This window comes from Priestia sp. LL-8 (assembly GCF_036227845.1).
Taxonomy (GTDB): domain Bacteria; phylum Bacillota; class Bacilli; order Bacillales; family Bacillaceae_H; genus Priestia; species Priestia zanthoxyli.
This window is the reverse complement of the sequence record NZ_JAZAQH010000001.1, coordinates 1,570,159-1,586,711: the sequence shown is the minus strand read 5'-3', so window position 1 is coordinate 1,586,711 and position 16,553 is coordinate 1,570,159. Positions and strand designations below refer to the sequence as shown.

The window sequence follows — 16,553 nt, the reverse complement described above, 5'->3', positions numbered from 1 at the left end:
GATTAATTAGACTAGTAAGATATTTATCATATGTCAAAATCCTCTTCATTAACCTATGAAATTCAAAAAAGCATGCTACTTCACCGCAGCATGCTTTTTTATGTTATATAAAAGATCCCTCAAATAAGGAGATGCTTTCACAATCCCTTAATCCACTATTTCAAGCTTCACTTCATTAAACAAACTAGTAGAATTCCACACATTCAACCCCGCATAGCCTTCTGAAAAGGTATGGTCCACTGCATTAATCACAAGCTTATCATCGAGATAAACTTGAATGTGTTCTCCTTCAGCCATCACTTTTAGATGGTAATCCGTATTTGGTTTTAAATCCAGCTTTCCCCCATCGTCGTAAATAATGAGATCCTTTCCTATTCCGTCTCTAAACGCAATGAGTTTCACTTGATTATTAAGCACATCTACATTCGCAGCGTAAGCGTTATTTACCTGTTCATCCGAACGAAATACTAGTGCTCCTGCTCCTGTAGAATTTGAAACGGGATCGTCTAACACCTTTATCTTTGCCTCATATGTGAAATTTTTTGCTTCTTTTGATGATAAGGTAAAGGAATCTTCTTTGCTTCGTCCTTGTTTTCCGTTAATCGTATCGGCCCATAGTCCGCTAATATTCTTCCATTCAGATAAGTTTGTATCAACAGGACTTTCATTCCAAATAGATTTTAATGGATACATCTTGAGAGAATTTAATTTTACAGCTCCTCCTTTGCTATAAAGCCTTATTTTATTGCTTGAAAGCGTTGGAAAGAGCTGATCTGTTATTACTTCCGTGCCGTCATTGCCAAATACTTCTACAGACGACTGGTCTACAAACATATGAAGCTTAACCTTTCCGTCTTTTGGAAGCATGGAAGCAAAGTGCTTGCCTTTCACATTTTCACCAAAATCAAAACTTCCAGAGTTTGTTCGATCAACAGACAATCGCTGTTTGTTTATGTTATAGCTGACTTTCGTATTTTCACTGCCTTCTTTTTGAATTTGAAAACCAAATTCTTGTGCATCTGTAGTAGAAACATCAAATTCTGCAATGATTTCATATTTGTTTTCCTGTATGCCTGAAAGAAGATTTTTGTTTTCAGTAACCATCAGATTCTTCAACACCTTTTTTTCTTGCTTATTGCGAATTGAATCAATTGAAACAGGTATTTGTTTTAACCGAAGCCCTTTTGCTGTGTTGGTTAGTTCTATTTTTCTTGGGATTGACATAGAGCTTCTCCAAGTAGTAGTTGGGGTATTGTTGGCATATTGCCAGTTGCTCATCCAGCCTAGCCAATACTTTTCTCCGTTATCTCCTTCAACACCGCTCCAATCTACAGCAGCATAAAAGTCGGCACCATAATCTGTCCAAAGCACTTCCTCTGGCGGGTTTTCATTTTTAAATGTTTTTCCGTCAAAATCACCAACAAAGTACTGCATACCTGAACCTCCAGCTGCCGCTCCATCATTGATACTGACTTGCAGTACCCATTTTTTCTTCGTGCTGTCTCCATCAACCGGCAGTTCGAGTAAAGTAGGACATTCCCAAATTCCTCCGTTGCTTCCGTGAGTTGAATTCACCCATTCTCCTGACACTGTGTTCCAATCTGAAAGCTCTCCGCCTTCTCTTTGTTTAGCTTCCTCTGGTTCTTTTGCTACACTATCTACTTTCTCCGGCATTTTTTCTGTATTAAATACATTCACATCATCTAGATTAATATGCCCCCATCCTCCTACAGCTTGATCAACGGCTTTAATGTACAGTACTTCTCCTATATACTTAGAAGCATCCCACACGTAGCGCTGGTACTTTTCATCTGCAAACTTTGTATTCGCTTGACGAATCAATTCTTTGTCGTCAGAGGCCCGGACTAAGGATACATAGCGATTTGCGGAGTCGTTTCCTCCTCCTATTAACAAATTGATTTCACCTGAACCGCTCAATTTAAAATAAGATGAATGTAATTCCCCCGTGGCATTATCGCCATCATGCTTATCAGAAAACCCCCATAAATGATACTTTCCCTTCTGTTCAAAGAGGCCGCTCCAATTTGCGGTGGCGTCCGTTACATGATCATTTGTGAATGCATTTCCTTTTATTGTTTTCCAGCCGGTGAGATCTCCTGTTTCAAAACTTTTATTTTTAATTTCCTTTTCATCCGTATCAATAAACTTGGTCATGTTAACGTCTTGGAACCGGACTGAAGATTGATTAACGTGTAATCCAAACAATCCTTTTGAAAAAGTTTCATCTTTTGCAGTAAGGGTGAAGTTATCGTCTATATGCAAATCAAGTTCATTTCCCGATGCAGTTACTTTTACTTGATGTGATTTGCTCGTATCAATTTTTTCGTTTGTTTCAGCAAGTACAGTTGAAATGCCATTTTGAAGCTTGACTAGTTTGACGGTATCCTTAGAAGCATCCACGCTAGCTATATATCCGTTTTCGGCTTCCGCGTCTGCTCGAAAAAGTAGTGCACCTGAACCATGGTTTTCATCTAAAAATGTCATATTTGACTCGTAAATAAACTGATCTCCCTGTTCTTCACTCATAATATATCCGTCGCTGTCAGATTTACCGATTTTTCCATCAGTAGTATCATTCCATGTTCCCGTAACAGGTTTCCAGTTAGATAGATTGGTGATGAAATTAGATTGATTCGTAAATTTAACATGACGAAAGACAGCTGTGGAATTCCATGCTGTTAGTCCAAACTGACCGTTTTCAAAAGATGCATCACTGCCTTCTAAAACCTGTTTTCCATTTAGCAGTATCTTAAAGTGGTGACTGTTTGCTTCTACTTTCACGTGATACGCTTGTGACGTATCCAGCCTCATTGGCTTTGAAACCACGGTCGTTACGCTTCCTTTCTCTACTTTGTTAAGTGTTAAGAGGTTCTTTTCAGCATCTAAATTGACGGTATATGCATTTGTTGCATCTTTATCAGAACGAAAAACAAGGCCTCCTGCACCTTCGCGTCCATTCTTTTCTACAAGTGTAATTTCTCCCTCTAGAGTAAAGGATTGACCTTTTTGTTCAGACAAAGTATATGAATAGGCACCGCTTTGACCGTTTGCTTGAATCCCTCCGTCAGATCCAAACTCACTTGCGTATTTCCAACTTTTTAAGTCAGGTGATGTATAAAACATGATTTTATCTTTAGCAGCTAAAGACATCACCCACTGCTTGGTTTGGTCGTGCCAAAATACTTTTGGGTCGCGCCAGTCAGGAACTGGGGGATTCGGCATAACAGGATTTCCTTCATATTTGGTCCACGTTCTTCCGCTGTCCTTGCTATATGCTAGACTTTGCACCTGCCCTTTACTGCCCGAGTGCGTAAAGATAGCTACCATCGCTTCTTTTCCAAACCCTGCGGTATTATTCCAATCAATAACGGCACTTCCTGAAAAGATCTCTCCGTTCTCATCTGGAGAAAGAGCAACCGGCAAGTGTTTCCATTTCACTAAGTCTGTACTAACTGCATGCCCCCAGTGCATAGGTCCCCAGGTGGTACCGTAAGGATAATACTGATAAAAAAGGTGATACTCCCCGTTATAATAGACCATTCCATTTGGATCGTTCATCCAGTTCGCTTCTGGAGAAAAATGAAATTGATTCCGGTATTTTTCTTGATAATACCCTGTATTATCAGCTAATACAGGGTATACAGAAAACAAGCTTATAGAACAAGCGACTCCAATCATTAATAACTTTTTGACGGTTCTTTTCATCTTCCTTTCCTCCTTTATTGGCATACTGGCTATGTAAAACATGTTCACCAGCAGATGCTAGAAGAATAGATGACTCCTCTTACTTATCAGCCTAAAAAGCCGATCCAATAACCTCCTATACCGATTAAGAAAATACCGAAAATAATAAGCAGCGGATTTGTACCTTTTCGAAGCATCCATGCTACTAATAAAGTTAGCGCTAAAGGTAGCAGTCCCGGTAGAATACTATCGAGTACGTCTTGCACGGTTTTCACGACAACTTTACCAGAATCATCTTTGATCCTAGAAACAACCACTGGTATATTAATAGTGGTCCATTTCGAAACCAATGCTCCCATTACAAAGAGTCCTAAAATGGACGCACCTTCCGTCAGTTTTTGAATTCGATTCCCTACTAAATCTTTTAAAATTTCTGTTCCTTTTAAATAGCCATATTTTAATCCATAATATTTTGTACTTAATCGAATGGCATTAATTAAGATGAAAAACAGCAGTGGCCCGGCAATATTCCCGCCTAACGCAAGAGATGCGCCTAGTGCTGCGAGAACTGGCCGCAGCGTTCCCCAGAAAATAGGGTCTCCTACACCAGCAAGCGGTCCCATTAATCCAATTTTCATTCCGCTGATAGCTTTTTCATCAAAATCTTTTTTGTTTGCCATTTCTTCTTCCATTGCTGCCGTTACGCCGAATATAGGTGCAGAAATCCATGGATGTGTATTGAACCATTCTAAATGCCGCTTTAGTGCTGCATTTCGCTGTGCCCCTGGTCCGTATAAACGTTTGATTGCCGGAATCATAACATAACAGTAGCCCATTGCCTGAACACGCTCAAAGTTAAATGAACCGAGTAAAAAATTCGAACGAATGAACATGCTAAAGATATCTTTTTTCGTTAATCTTTTTTCATTTTCCATCTCTATCCCTCCCTTAAGTTCGCCGTTTAGGCATCTAAATCATCGTCATCATCATATACTTGTTCGCTCCCTGTAGCTGCGGGAACGCCCGCCGGCTGCATTTGATTTCGCTGCTGCATTACTTGCTGATAAAGAAGTGCTAAACAAAGACCCAGCGCTCCAAATCCTACCAGGTTAAACCCTGTAAATGCCGCCAATAAGAACCCGATATAGAAAAAGGGCTTTAAATGAGGAATGTTCATCATATTGATAACCATGGCATATCCTACGACCACGATAATGCCTCCTCCAATTTGTAGGCCTTTTGTAATAACTTCCGGAATATTTCCGAGGAAAGTTTGCACGGCGCTTACGCTGATTAATGTAACAATTAAAGTTGGAATCATAACACGGAGAGCCTGAAAACCCATAGCAGTAATATGCATAATTTCAATTCCTTTAAAGTTTCCTTCTTCCGCATACTTATCAGCTCGATGAATTAAAAATACTGTGATGGTACGAACAAAAATGGTGAGTACTTGCCCTGCAGCTGCTAAAGCTATAGCTACCGCAATGCCTTCACCAATCCCCTGACCAGCTGTGATAACTAAAATAGTTGAAATAACAGAAGCAATAGCCGTATCAGGTGCCATCGCCAATCCAACATTCATCCATCCAAGAGCCATTAATTCCAGTGTTCCACCTAAAATAATGCCGGTTTTTAAATCTCCAAGCACCAAGCCTACTAACGTGCAGGCAATGAGAGGACGATGGGATTGCCCTTCGTCCAACACGCTTGCGATCCCAGTTACCGCTGCAATGACTAATAATAAAATAATTTGTATGGAAGACATAAACTCATCTCCTTATTTGATTTTTGTTTCGTTTCTCAGTAGTTGAATAAAATTTTCACTAGAATCTGAAGGTAATTGGCGCAGCTCAAGCTTTACGCCTAGTTCCTGCAGCTTCTCAAAAGCATCGATATCTTTTTCGGTAACGCTTACAGATTTAGTGATTTGTTTTCGGTCATTAGCAAAACGCATGCCCCCTACGTTTACTGTCTCAATAGGTACGCCCGCTTGAACAAGAGCGACAATGTCTGCGGGGTTTTCAAACAGCAGCATGGCTGTTGTATCCTGATAACGCGGACTATGAAAGGCTTTTGTCATTTTAGAAATCGAGACAGCGCTCGCTTTTACATTCGAAGGAGCCACAGAAAGTATAAGCGTTTTTCGCATTTCATCCGCTGCCACCTCATCTGAAACAATAATAATTCGATCTGCTGCATTTGTTTTGATCCATCTTGTTAATACCTGCCCGTGAATAAAGCGATCATCAATTCTTGCTAAAACGATTTTCATAATAATCCATCCTCTCCGATTTGGTTTGCTTGCTGGATTTTCTCCAAATGTTCACTGCACACTTGAAAACTTTCTTCATTCACTTGCTTTAATCTTCCTAACATCTCTTTTAACGTAACGTGTTCTCGCATGGCTAACACTTCTAACAGCATAGGCAAGTTAACTCCGGATACCATATCCGCTGTTTTATTTTTAAGGATATAGGGAGTAGCCGCATTGTAGGGTGTACCTCCGAAAATATCGACTAAAAAAAGCACTTCATTTTCTAAAGGCATTTCCTCTAGTGCCTGCTTATATTTTTCTTCAAGGGTTTGGATACCCTCTCCTTTTAGAAAAGGTACGGCTACTACGTGATTCTCTTCACCAAATATCATTTTGGAAGACCCTTCTAATGCTGGTGCGAAATCACCATGTCCACTAATAATGACTGAAATCATGTACACTTGCTCCTCTCTTTTACGTTCTACACTTATTTATTGCAAGTATCGTGCCAACAAAGAGTATTAAGCGCTTTCATTTATTTTCCAATACCTTTTTCTGTGTTGTTGATACAGGTTTCTTAAAATAAACAAACCTGTATCAAAACGTCATGCGTTTTAATACAGGTTTTTCTGTTATTTAAAAAGTGGGATAAAAAAAGAAACTAGTGGCATATAAATCAAACTAGTTTCTCAGAATTATAATATGATTTTTACATTTCATCCGCAAAAATGGTAGCAATAAATAATTTTTCATCTCTTGTTAAGGTAAGTTTCAGCTTTTTTTCGACGGCTTGTAATGTTTTTTCCGTTTTTTGATAAATATTTTCTAACTGATGAGTGATTTCTTCATCCTCTGGAAAAGTAAGAGGTTCATTTTTTATCATTCTTTCTAAAGCAAAGGCTGTATGCATCACAATTCGAATCATAACAGTGTTGCTTAATTCCATTTCTAACTCATCTTGTACGTGACTTAACCACTCTAACAGAATTTCACTTATGAGGTATGGATTAATAAATAGAAGGTACTTTCGCAAGTTTTCTTCGCAAAGTTCACGCACCACAATATTCGCTTCGGTTTTCTCGTCATCATAGCGTATCGTTTCTTTTGTAATTGCCTGTTGAAGTATTCGCTCTCCCTGCCCTTCAATGAGGACTTCTAATGATACATGAGGCGCATCAATCCTTGGATTTTTAGTACCTGCTGTTGCAACAATTTCATATTCTTTTTGAATTTCTCGAATGTTTGCTGCTAATTTAATAGAAGAAACGGTTAGAATTTTAATAGGTTCTTGAGATACTTTGCGTGAAATAATCGTTAAGATTTTTTCTAATTGTTTTGCTGTACCGCTTCCTGTTGTACAAATAGAAACAAGTGCTTTCTTTTTTCCAAACACGTGCTGCTGCTTATCTATAAATTCCATAAAGTCTTTTTGCACCGAATCAAATATGGCATATAAATTTAAGTCTAAATAATTTACTTTTCTAACGGTGTCTAACACCATAGACGTCGTCACGTTGCTGATTGTTTTAATCTTAGCCCCTGTTTTTTGTTCCAACTTGCTTTCTAACATGGCAAGCGAACCCATGTCCACGAGCATTAATACGCCTTCTCCTTCATCTACTGTCTTAATTCCCTGGATTAACCTATCTACAATCTCGACCGGAGATACCGTCAAAGGCACATCAATAGCTATAATAGGAGTGCTTCCTAAAAGCTCCGTAGCCACTTCTACCATAGAAGTGGCCGTGCTGTTTCCATGTGCAGCAACTACAATCCCCACTCGCTTATTTTCTTCTAACGTTCGAATGGATTGAATAACCATTGTGAGATAAATGACTTCTATTTCTGGCACGACAATGTTAAACCACTTTTCAATTCGATTTTTAAAAAGCAGGGCTACCGCATATTCTTTTGGATATGTTTCGCGAATTTCATCTATCTCCTTTGTATTTAATACGTCTACTTGTTTTTTTCGCTTTAAAAAGGATTCCATATGCATACTTAAAAAATGAATAAATCTGCGATCAAATTTACAGTTCAATTCTTTTTCTGCTAAATGTTTTAATTCTTTGGTAAGTTGAATCACGTCGTCTTCTACGAATTTCATTAAATTAGAACTCTGGCCATTTTTTTGATTAAAAAAGCTCCGAACATTCAAATGAATGTCGGTAAGAATATATTGATTGATGTCTTCTTGAGATAAACCTTCTTTTGTTAAAACATCTACTTTTTCTTCTATTAACTGATATAAATTAAATGATACGTCTTCCTCCATTTTTATTTCTCGGCTCTCCATAGCCGGAGAAATGATCGTTTTGAGGTTTACATATTCAGAAATTTTTCTGCTGCGCTCCATATTTTTACTATTTGAAATCCAATCTCGTTTAATATCGTCAGGCAAATCTCTCACTGTAAGTTCCACCATATGTTTACTATCAAGGTTATTTAAAAACCCATGTGCGCAAACGAGCTGTACATTGGACTTTAACTGCCCTACATTCCCGAATTTTTCAGTGTGTATTAAAGCATTTAATACATCAATGTGGACACTTAGCTTTTTATTAATTCGTTTAGCTTCTTGTTCTAAAAGAAACGTTGTGAGACGTATCTTTTCTTTTAGAGATCGCTCTTCTAATGACGGAATATGGATAGTCATCGGAATTCTTCTTAAGAAAGTTTGCAGTAAGGCTGAACCGGGATTTTCAGTTGTAGCACAAATAATTAATACTTTAGACGTTCGCTTATGATCTGTTTCCCCTAGGCGATTGTACGTGCCTTGATCAATGAGGTAAAAAAGCATTTCTTGGCCTTCAGGAGGAAGCCGGTGTATTTCATCCATAAAGAGAATGCCTTCATTTGCTTGTTCTACTAAACCTACTTTACTTTCAGTTGCTCCAGTGAAACTCCCTTGCTTATGACCAAATAACTGAGAAAGAAGTAATTGAGGATTATGGTAATAATCAGCGCAGTTAAAGGTAATGAACGGGGCATCTGTTTTTAGCCTCTCTGAATATAAGGCAAATTGATAGATTCGTTTTGCAAAAAGAGATTTTCCTGATCCCGTGGGGCCTAATAGCAGCATATGTAATCCGTTGGGCGGGTAAAGAACAGCAGCTTTTGCTTGAGAAATCGATTTTTTCAAACTGCCTGTAGCTCCAATCATTAATTCAAAAGGATTAGCAGGAAGAGCTTCTTCTTTTCCCTCATTAAATAGCTGCTCTAGTTTTTCTACTTCCATCTTATTCGTATCCCACTTTTGACGACTAATGGTTTCGACAACCTCTAGCGGAACGTAGCGAACGGGGAACATTTTAATTTTGATTACTTTTTGCATCCGGACAAGTTTGTTCAGTTCAAGACTTACATTAGATCTCTCTAAATCTAACTGTTCAGCAATTTCAATCGCTGAACTTCCTTGTTTATGTAAAAGTTCCACTTCTGTAAACTCCTGAAAATTACTCAACAGCTGATTGTATACCTTATCAATTCGTTTCATTAGAAGCACCTTCTTTATTTTCAGTTCACGATCGGGAGGTTCTCTTTCAAAGAAATGAGACATCCCCTACTACTACAAGTTATTTCATCTATAAGTACCATCATGTCATACTAATCTATGAAAGCGTTTCAAGCCATTATATGTAAATATATTAAGTTAGTCAACCTTGCATGTCAACCGGTTTCATTCTTAAAGTTATAGTCTGTCTGAATGTTTCATTTTCTTTGAATAACTGTGAATCTGTATATACTACTTTTTTATTTTACTTAGCACTGCAGTTACAGCATATTTTTGATTACATAATAAAACGAAAGAAAACAGCAGCAGTTGTCACCATTTTCTTTCGTTTTTTAAAATTATTTATCTATAGTTAATTGTCCTTGTTGTAAAATACTATTTTTCACAACAGCTGTTTTTGATCCTTTAATATTTAACAAGAAGCTAGGAGCAAACGTAGAGTGTTCCTCTGAATAGAAGCCTCTGTTTGTCATGTAACTTGTGATTACGACATTGTCTCCTTTCACTTGTGGAACTGCAAAATGTGAATACGTAAACGTTTTGTCGTTAGGATCGAGGTCCATATGTAAAACAAGTCCTGTATCATTTAGCGGCTTGTATTTTCCTGTCAGCGTATTTGATACGTACCCTAGCATATATACGTCATCTTGGCCGATACCATCAATAGTCATTTTAGATCCGCGAGAATCTGTGAATAAGTACCATTTCCCATCTTTTTTAAATACATTTGCGCGTTCAATTTCATCTGTTACCGTGTTTGAAGTAATCAGTGGATCCATTACTTTTTTTAAGGTATAGTCGTTATTTAGTTCTACAATGCCTAATGCGCCGTTTGCTAAAGAGGCTTTCTTCTTATTAGAACTCTGCAGTAATTTCTCTTTTTCTGATTGAAAAAATGGATTGTTTCCACCGTAGTAAGCTCGATTGTAAAGGGAATCTTCACCTTGATAACCATCTTCAGTTCCTGTGTTTGCTTCAAACACAAGGTATTTATGCCCTTTATCTTCTACATAGTGAGGATCTCTCAACGTATGATTATCTTCTGAACCATATGCGCCTTCGTCGATAAACTGCTGAATATTTTGATATTTTTTACCGTCACCATCAAAAATGGATTTATGATCTTCAACACCTTCAATTTTTAACGTATCTGCACTTGGCTGAGATACATTTACTTGAGCTGTTGTTAAGGTTTGTTTTCCATAGTTTGTACCTGAAAAATTAGTATAGAATAAGCGTACTTTTCCGTCTGATGTTAAAGTAGCAGATCCTGACCATTCTTGTGTTTGTTTTTTCAAATGAGGATCATTCGGTACAAATTTGTCACTGTCTTTGAACACTCTTCCTGCATTTTTCCAACTGTCAATCGACTCTTCACCCATTTTTTTATAAAACACATAAATAGATGTATCATCCGCATCTTTAGGATCACCTGCTAGTGCAAATACAACTTGGTAACCATGGTAGTTGGCTACTGTTCCGTCAGCATTTTGCAGAGGCCAGCTGTCCCATACGTCTAAGTCAATTAAATTACCCGATTTATCATACCCTTTTGCAGAGGCAATATTTTTGATTGTTGCTTTATCAAAAGCTGGAACTTTAAACTGTTCGCTTTTTTGCTGCTGAGGAATTTTCAGCATGTTATCACGTGTAATATGAGAAACTCTATAATTATTATTTGTATCTTTGTGATTGCTTTCAGCAGCCCATGTTTGAGATCCAGCACCTACTAACATAGCTGTAGCAAAAGATAATGCTGTTGTTCGCTTTGCGATTTTCTTAATGTTCATCTGTTTTCTCCCTTTTGTACAATACTTTTTCTTGTGTTACTCACAAGTAATCCATTTTCTATGTATCGAGAAGTCATATCCATCTGGTGAAATAACAGAACCGGTTCCATCACCTTTCCAAGATTACTTGCATAGTATTGAAAAGTCAAATAGGTAAAATGGAGTGATCATACCCTTTTTTCTCCCTTTGTTTTTTTGATTTAGTTATAAAGTCTTAAATCTTTAACTTTTTAATTAACTCGGCAAATTCATCATCATATTTAACCTACTATTCTTTTATAAGCTTTCCTACAGCTGTTAAAGTAAGCCATTTTCAAAAAAATATCGTTAATGTATTTTTTGTGAAATAGTGGAATAATTTATTATATAATAGTTTCTACTGGTAATAATAAGAGACAAAAGAATTAGGTAATCTCTTTTTATTTTGATTCTTTTATACTGTTAAATTTTATACAACTCTTCCTAAGGAATCGCTATCATTTCAATTAATCAATAATACATTTTTCAGAAAATCAAAAAGAGCTCTTTATAAAGAGCCCTTTTTGATGTCATTTATGCTACCTTTAAATAGCTGTTCTTATTTAAATGAATCAAGTTCCGCAGTACGTTTGATAAGGCTGATTAGACGGAGCAGACGGTGTACAATACTCTGGCTGACCCGGAGGTTCATATGGGCTAGAAAGCACTTCAAGAAGGGTTTCCATGACGCTGTAGTCTCCTTTTTGTGCTGCGTCTAACGCTTCTTCCACTCGGTGATTTCGAGGAATGACAGCCGGATTATTATTTTTCATAAGCTCTTGTGACTCCGCTTTAGATTGTTGTTGTCTACCTAGTCTTTTCTGCCATAGCTCATGCCACTGTGCAAATTCTTCGCTTTCAAACAGATCACTATTGCCTAGTTTATCGAAAGTTAATGCACGAAACGTATTTGTATAGTCAGCTTTATAGGTTTTCATTATTGTAAGAAGCTCTTGGAATAATGCTTCATCTTCTTTTTCTTCGTTAAAAAGCCCAAGTTTAGCCTGCATACCTGCCAGCCAGTTTTCCCGATAGAATTTTGGAAATTCGGTCACGGCGCTTTGCGCTATTTCAACTGCTTTTTCTATATCTTGATCCAATAGCGGTAATAAAGCTTCAGCAAATCTCGCAAGATTCCACCCTGTAATGCCTGGTTGATTTTGATATGCATAGCGCCCTTGTACATCAATTGAACTAAATACAGTTTCTGGATCATAGGTATCCATAAATGCACATGGTCCATAATCAATTGTTTCTCCACTGATTGTCATATTATCCGTATTCATGACGCCGTGGATAAAACCAATAAGCTGCCATTTAGCAACTAGGGTAGCGTGACGCTTAATCACTTCTTGAAGCAATGATAAATATTTTTTTTCACTCTTTTCTATGTGGGAAAAGTGACGTTCTAATGCATAGTCAGCTAAAGCTTGAAGGTTTTCCACTGTTCCCCATTTTGCAGCGAATTGAAATGTGCCAAAACGAAGGTGACTGGAAGCTACACGCGTCAAAATCGCCCCCGGCAGTTCTTTTTCACGAACAATGGATTCGCCTGTTGTTACGACTGCTAGACTCCGAGTAGTTGGAATACCAAGAGCATGCATGGCCTCACTAATAATATACTCACGCAGCATAGGTCCTAGAGCTGCACGACCGTCTCCTCCTCGGGAATACGGAGTTCGGCCTGAGCCTTTAAGCTGAAGGTCCACTCGTTCACCTGAAGGCGTAACTTGCTCCCCTATCAGCATAGCCCGTCCGTCTCCTAGCATGTTAAAGTGGCCAAATTGATGTCCCGCATAAGCTTGTGCAAGCAGGAAAGCACCTTTTGGGACACTGTTTCCAGCTAAAATGCTAACTCCTTCTTGGCTTTGCAGCTGTTCTTTTTGTAACCCTAGAGATGCGGCTAAAGAGTCGTTAAATTTGACTATTTTAGGTGAACTTACTGGATTAGGATCAAGAGGCGTAAAAAAGATGTTTGGTAACTCCGCATAGCTATTACGTAAATTCCATCCTGTTTCTTTTGGATTAGTCATCGTATCTCCTTTTCTTTTTGTGTCTTAAAACATAACTCTTTTCTTTACTGATCGTGGTTTTATACGCGCAGTCGCCCTGCTCTATCCTGCTTTCTTTTGGGCATCTTAGAGCAGGACAGTTTCTCTTTCATTCATTATCTCTTTTACTATTATATCGTATTTGCTCGTACTTTTAATCTAAAGTGCCTTATTCATTTATATACCTCCACTTTGTTGACGAGCTATTAAATGCTCAAAAAAGAAGAAGTATTAATATACTTCTTCCTCTGTATTTTACCCCCAAATATCTTTTAAATTCCAATACGTTAACTCTTTTACGATTACGTCTCCTCCTTCAGTAAATAACTCAATTCCAAGCCTGCTTTCTTTTGGGTAAATACGGCTCGTCATGGTCGCTTGTCCTTCGTTTGCAAATACTTCAATGGAAGAACGATCCACAAATATTCGCAAAGCTAGTGTCTCACCTGCTTGTAACGCTACTTTCCTAACTCCATCTTCTTTTCCCGAGTGAGTACAGTCAAGCAATAGCTTTTGCTCATTTAGGTTATAACACATAAGCGTTTCTTCGTTGTTTATTCCACGAATTTTTATTCCTACTGATGAAGCTTGGCAGTCCGCTAAATCAAATACAGCTTGTATCTCTAGCAAGTCTTCATTTACTTCTACTACATAGCTTTCAGAAAGAACTTTATTGGTTAGCATATTATATTGAGCTTTCCGAAGTGATGTAAGCTCTTGGACGGGGTTCATTAACACTTTATCCTCTCTTAAAGTTAGTTCTCTCGGAAGCGTTAGCGCACCGCACCATCCATCTTTTTTAGTTGGCATATTGGCTTCCCACATGTCCATCCATCCAATTGCAATTCGTCTTCCTTTATCATCTAAAAGCGTTTGAACAGCATAAAAATCGTGGCCGTGATCTAATTCAGTAAATGACCCATGATGAAATGTATTAGTTTCATAACTATATTCTCCAACTAAATATCCTGTTTGAAAAAGGTTGTGATAGGAATCGCCTTTTGCTTTTATCCCTTGAGGAGAAATCATTAAAACATGTTTTCCGTCTAACTCAAAGAAGTCCGGACACTCCCACATGTACCCTAGATTCCCATCGCTTTTAGCAAGGACGCCAACATATTCCCATTTTCGTAAATTTGAAGAGCGGTATAAGATAACACGTCCCTCTTGTTTCTTTGTTGAGTTTCCTAGAATCATATACCAGAAATCCTCGTGCTTCCATACTTTAGGATCTCGAAAATGATGAGAGCTATCTGCCGGTGGCTCAGCAATAACTGGGTTGACCTCTGCTTTTTCAAAGGTAATGCCGTCTTTACTAACAGCTATATTTTGGTTTTGAAAAAAAGTATCCAGTTCTTTGTCTATATAATTATGTCCTGTATAAATTAGCGTAAGCTCTCCTTCGTTATCCACGGCACTTCCAGAAAAACATCCATCTTTATCAAATGTATCTCCAGGAGCTAAAGCAATCGGTAAATGCTGCCAATGAACAAGATCTTTGCTTTTTACATGTCCCCAATGCATCGGCCCCCAATTCTCGTCATAAGGATGATGTTGATAAAAAACATGATATTCTCCTTTATACTGAACCAGCCCATTAGGATCATTAATCCAGTTCGCTGGCGCCATAATATGATAACCTAACCGATATTGATGATTTACCTTTTTCTCTGCTTCATTTAATGAATTTTGAGCTTGCTCGATTTTATTTATCGTTAACATTATCATATCCCCCTATATAATCTGCGTGTTTTCTTGTACATCTTTTCTTATAAACTTATGTTTTTTAGAGTTTAGTAGTGTAAACATGGAAATAACGTTAAATACCAAAACCATTCCACCCATAATTAAATAGGTACGAGAAAAACCTACGCTATCATATAATCCTCCCGCTATGGGTGAAAGAACGGAAGCACCTATTTGTGAAGCGAATTGGAATCCAACCAAATAAAGTATAGAAGATAGGCGCGTGTCAAAGTTAGCTGCCAAATATTTAAAGATGGCAATGAGCATAATAGGAAGTTCTAATGCATGAATAAGCTTCATCGAAGATATTCCAATTGGACCTACCACAAGTCCTGACCCAATAATACGAAATCCCATTAGAAATCCTGCTAAAATCAAACTATTTTTTGCACCGATCTTATTTACAATAAAGGGTGCTGCGAACATCATTCCAGCTTCTAAAAATACTTGAAATGAATTTAAGTAGCCAAATACTTGGTTACCTATCGATTCAGTAGGAAACAAAGATGCATAATAGATAGGAAATTGCTGATCGTATACTCCATATACGCACGTAACGCCAACAACATAAATCATAAAAAACCAAAATTCCTTCAATAAGAATAAATTACCTACATCTCTCAGCGTGACGGATTCAGCTTTTTCCATTTCATAGCTGCTCATTTCTACCTTCACAGAAAAAATAATAGCAACTAGGATAACCGCTGAAACGGATGCCACCCAAAAATTAATATGAGGATTAATATTAAATAGTTGTCCTGCAAAGAATGTAGCTGCAGCCCAGCCTAATGACCCCCACATTCTAGATTTCCCGTACTCAAATTTATATTTTCGGCTGACTTTCTCTATGTATGTTTCAATCGCTCCGATGCCCGCCAAAAACGCTACTCCTAAATATAACCCTCCAATAATAGCTCCTATTAACACATTGTATTGAAGCAAAGGCCCATAAACAAAAATATAAAATGGTCCTACAAACACTAAAAGACAGCTAATAAAAAATAAAATGTGTTTCTTTAAACCTATCCTGTCAGATATATATCCGTACAAAGGCTGCATACACAAAGCAAAGATAGCGTTTACAGAAAAGATTAAGCCTGTTGCTGATCCGTTCAACTTAATCTCTTGCCCTAACCAGATAGAAAATAAAGAGTAGCTTGACGACCACGTAAAAAAGAAGAAGAAAAAATATGCACTCAGCTTCCAATATAAACTTTTTGAACTTTTCATTTTAGTTACCCCTTTAGCTTAAGATATAAAATCTTTTATCTAACAAAATGAAAGCACTTTCAATTTGATTTTATGTCAACCGGTTTCATATGTCAACCGGTTTCACATTTTATATTGAAAAAAGATGTATTAGGCGTAAAAGTGGGCTTTGTGGTATGTTTAAATTGTTCAATAAACCGTTTACAATCCTTACATAGATTTTATGTATCGAAATAAAACATATCGACTGGAAAGCTGCTTGC

At 37.6% G+C, this 16,553-nt stretch carries 10 protein-coding genes; all 10 read right to left on the bottom strand.

Annotated features, from left to right (window positions below):
* Positions 1-147: 147 nt before the first annotated feature.
* A complete protein-coding gene (locus U9R83_RS07985; RefSeq protein ID WP_279401008.1) occupies positions 148-3,726 on the bottom strand; it encodes a GH32 C-terminal domain-containing protein in 3,579 nt (1,192 codons plus the stop codon).
* An 86-nt stretch (positions 3,727-3,812) separates the two neighbouring features.
* Positions 3,813-4,640, bottom strand: coding sequence for a mannose/fructose/sorbose PTS transporter subunit IID (locus tag U9R83_RS07980; protein WP_013056298.1), 828 nt, complete (start codon positions 4,638-4,640; stop codon positions 3,813-3,815).
* Positions 4,641-4,666: 26 nt separating this feature from the next.
* Positions 4,667-5,473, bottom strand: a complete 807-nt coding sequence (locus tag U9R83_RS07975; protein ID WP_013056297.1) for a PTS mannose/fructose/sorbose transporter subunit IIC — start codon at positions 5,471-5,473, stop codon at positions 4,667-4,669.
* Positions 5,474-5,485: 12 nt separating this feature from the next.
* The gene (locus U9R83_RS07970) at positions 5,486-5,980 is read right to left on the bottom strand and encodes a PTS system mannose/fructose/N-acetylgalactosamine-transporter subunit IIB (protein ID WP_013056296.1); all 495 of its coding nucleotides are present in this window, start codon (positions 5,978-5,980) and stop codon (positions 5,486-5,488) included.
* The gene (locus U9R83_RS07965; protein ID WP_014460796.1) at positions 5,977-6,417 is read right to left on the bottom strand and encodes a mannose/fructose/sorbose PTS transporter subunit IIA; all 441 of its coding nucleotides are present in this window, start codon (positions 6,415-6,417) and stop codon (positions 5,977-5,979) included. The genes U9R83_RS07970 and U9R83_RS07965 overlap by 4 nt, the downstream gene beginning before the upstream one ends.
* Before the next feature lie 254 nt (positions 6,418-6,671).
* Positions 6,672-9,458, bottom strand: a complete 2,787-nt coding sequence (locus tag U9R83_RS07960; protein ID WP_243549039.1) for a sigma 54-interacting transcriptional regulator — start codon at positions 9,456-9,458, stop codon at positions 6,672-6,674.
* 356 nt (positions 9,459-9,814) lie between these two features.
* On the bottom strand, positions 9,815-11,266 hold the full coding sequence (locus tag U9R83_RS07955; protein ID WP_243549038.1) for a glycoside hydrolase family 68 protein: 1,452 nt from the start codon (positions 11,264-11,266) through the stop codon (positions 9,815-9,817).
* A gap of 590 nt (positions 11,267-11,856) precedes the next feature.
* Positions 11,857-13,317 carry a protein adenylyltransferase SelO gene (locus tag U9R83_RS07950; RefSeq protein WP_328575188.1) on the bottom strand — a complete coding sequence of 487 codons (1,461 nt, stop codon included), beginning with the start codon at positions 13,315-13,317 and terminating at the stop codon, positions 11,857-11,859.
* Positions 13,318-13,590: 273 nt separating this feature from the next.
* Positions 13,591-15,048 (bottom strand): glycoside hydrolase family 32 protein, encoded by a 1,458-nt coding sequence (locus U9R83_RS07945; protein WP_243550307.1) that lies wholly within the window; start codon positions 15,046-15,048, stop codon positions 13,591-13,593.
* A 21-nt stretch (positions 15,049-15,069) separates the two neighbouring features.
* Positions 15,070-16,311 (bottom strand): MFS transporter, encoded by a 1,242-nt coding sequence (locus U9R83_RS07940; RefSeq protein ID WP_028413935.1) that lies wholly within the window; start codon positions 16,309-16,311, stop codon positions 15,070-15,072.
* Positions 16,312-16,553 lie beyond the last annotated feature (242 nt).

What these genes read in the sequence shown, in the direction of transcription:
- U9R83_RS07985 (WP_279401008.1), bottom strand. Translation starts at nt 3,726, where the DNA reads ATGAAAAGAACCGTCAAAAAGTTATTAATGATTGGAGTCGCTTGTTCT.
- U9R83_RS07980 (WP_013056298.1), bottom strand. Translation starts at nt 4,640, where the DNA reads ATGGAAAATGAAAAAAGATTAACGAAAAAAGATATCTTTAGCATGTTC.
- U9R83_RS07975 (WP_013056297.1), bottom strand. Translation starts at nt 5,473, where the DNA reads ATGTCTTCCATACAAATTATTTTATTATTAGTCATTGCAGCGGTAACT.
- U9R83_RS07970 (WP_013056296.1), bottom strand. Translation starts at nt 5,980, where the DNA reads ATGAAAATCGTTTTAGCAAGAATTGATGATCGCTTTATTCACGGGCAG.
- U9R83_RS07965 (WP_014460796.1), bottom strand. Translation starts at nt 6,417, where the DNA reads ATGATTTCAGTCATTATTAGTGGACATGGTGATTTCGCACCAGCATTA.
- U9R83_RS07960 (WP_243549039.1), bottom strand. Translation starts at nt 9,458, where the DNA reads ATGAAACGAATTGATAAGGTATACAATCAGCTGTTGAGTAATTTTCAG.
- U9R83_RS07955 (WP_243549038.1), bottom strand. Translation starts at nt 11,266, where the DNA reads ATGAACATTAAGAAAATCGCAAAGCGAACAACAGCATTATCTTTTGCT.
- U9R83_RS07950 (WP_328575188.1), bottom strand. Translation starts at nt 13,317, where the DNA reads ATGACTAATCCAAAAGAAACAGGATGGAATTTACGTAATAGCTATGCG.
- U9R83_RS07940 (WP_028413935.1), bottom strand. Translation starts at nt 16,311, where the DNA reads ATGAAAAGTTCAAAAAGTTTATATTGGAAGCTGAGTGCATATTTTTTC.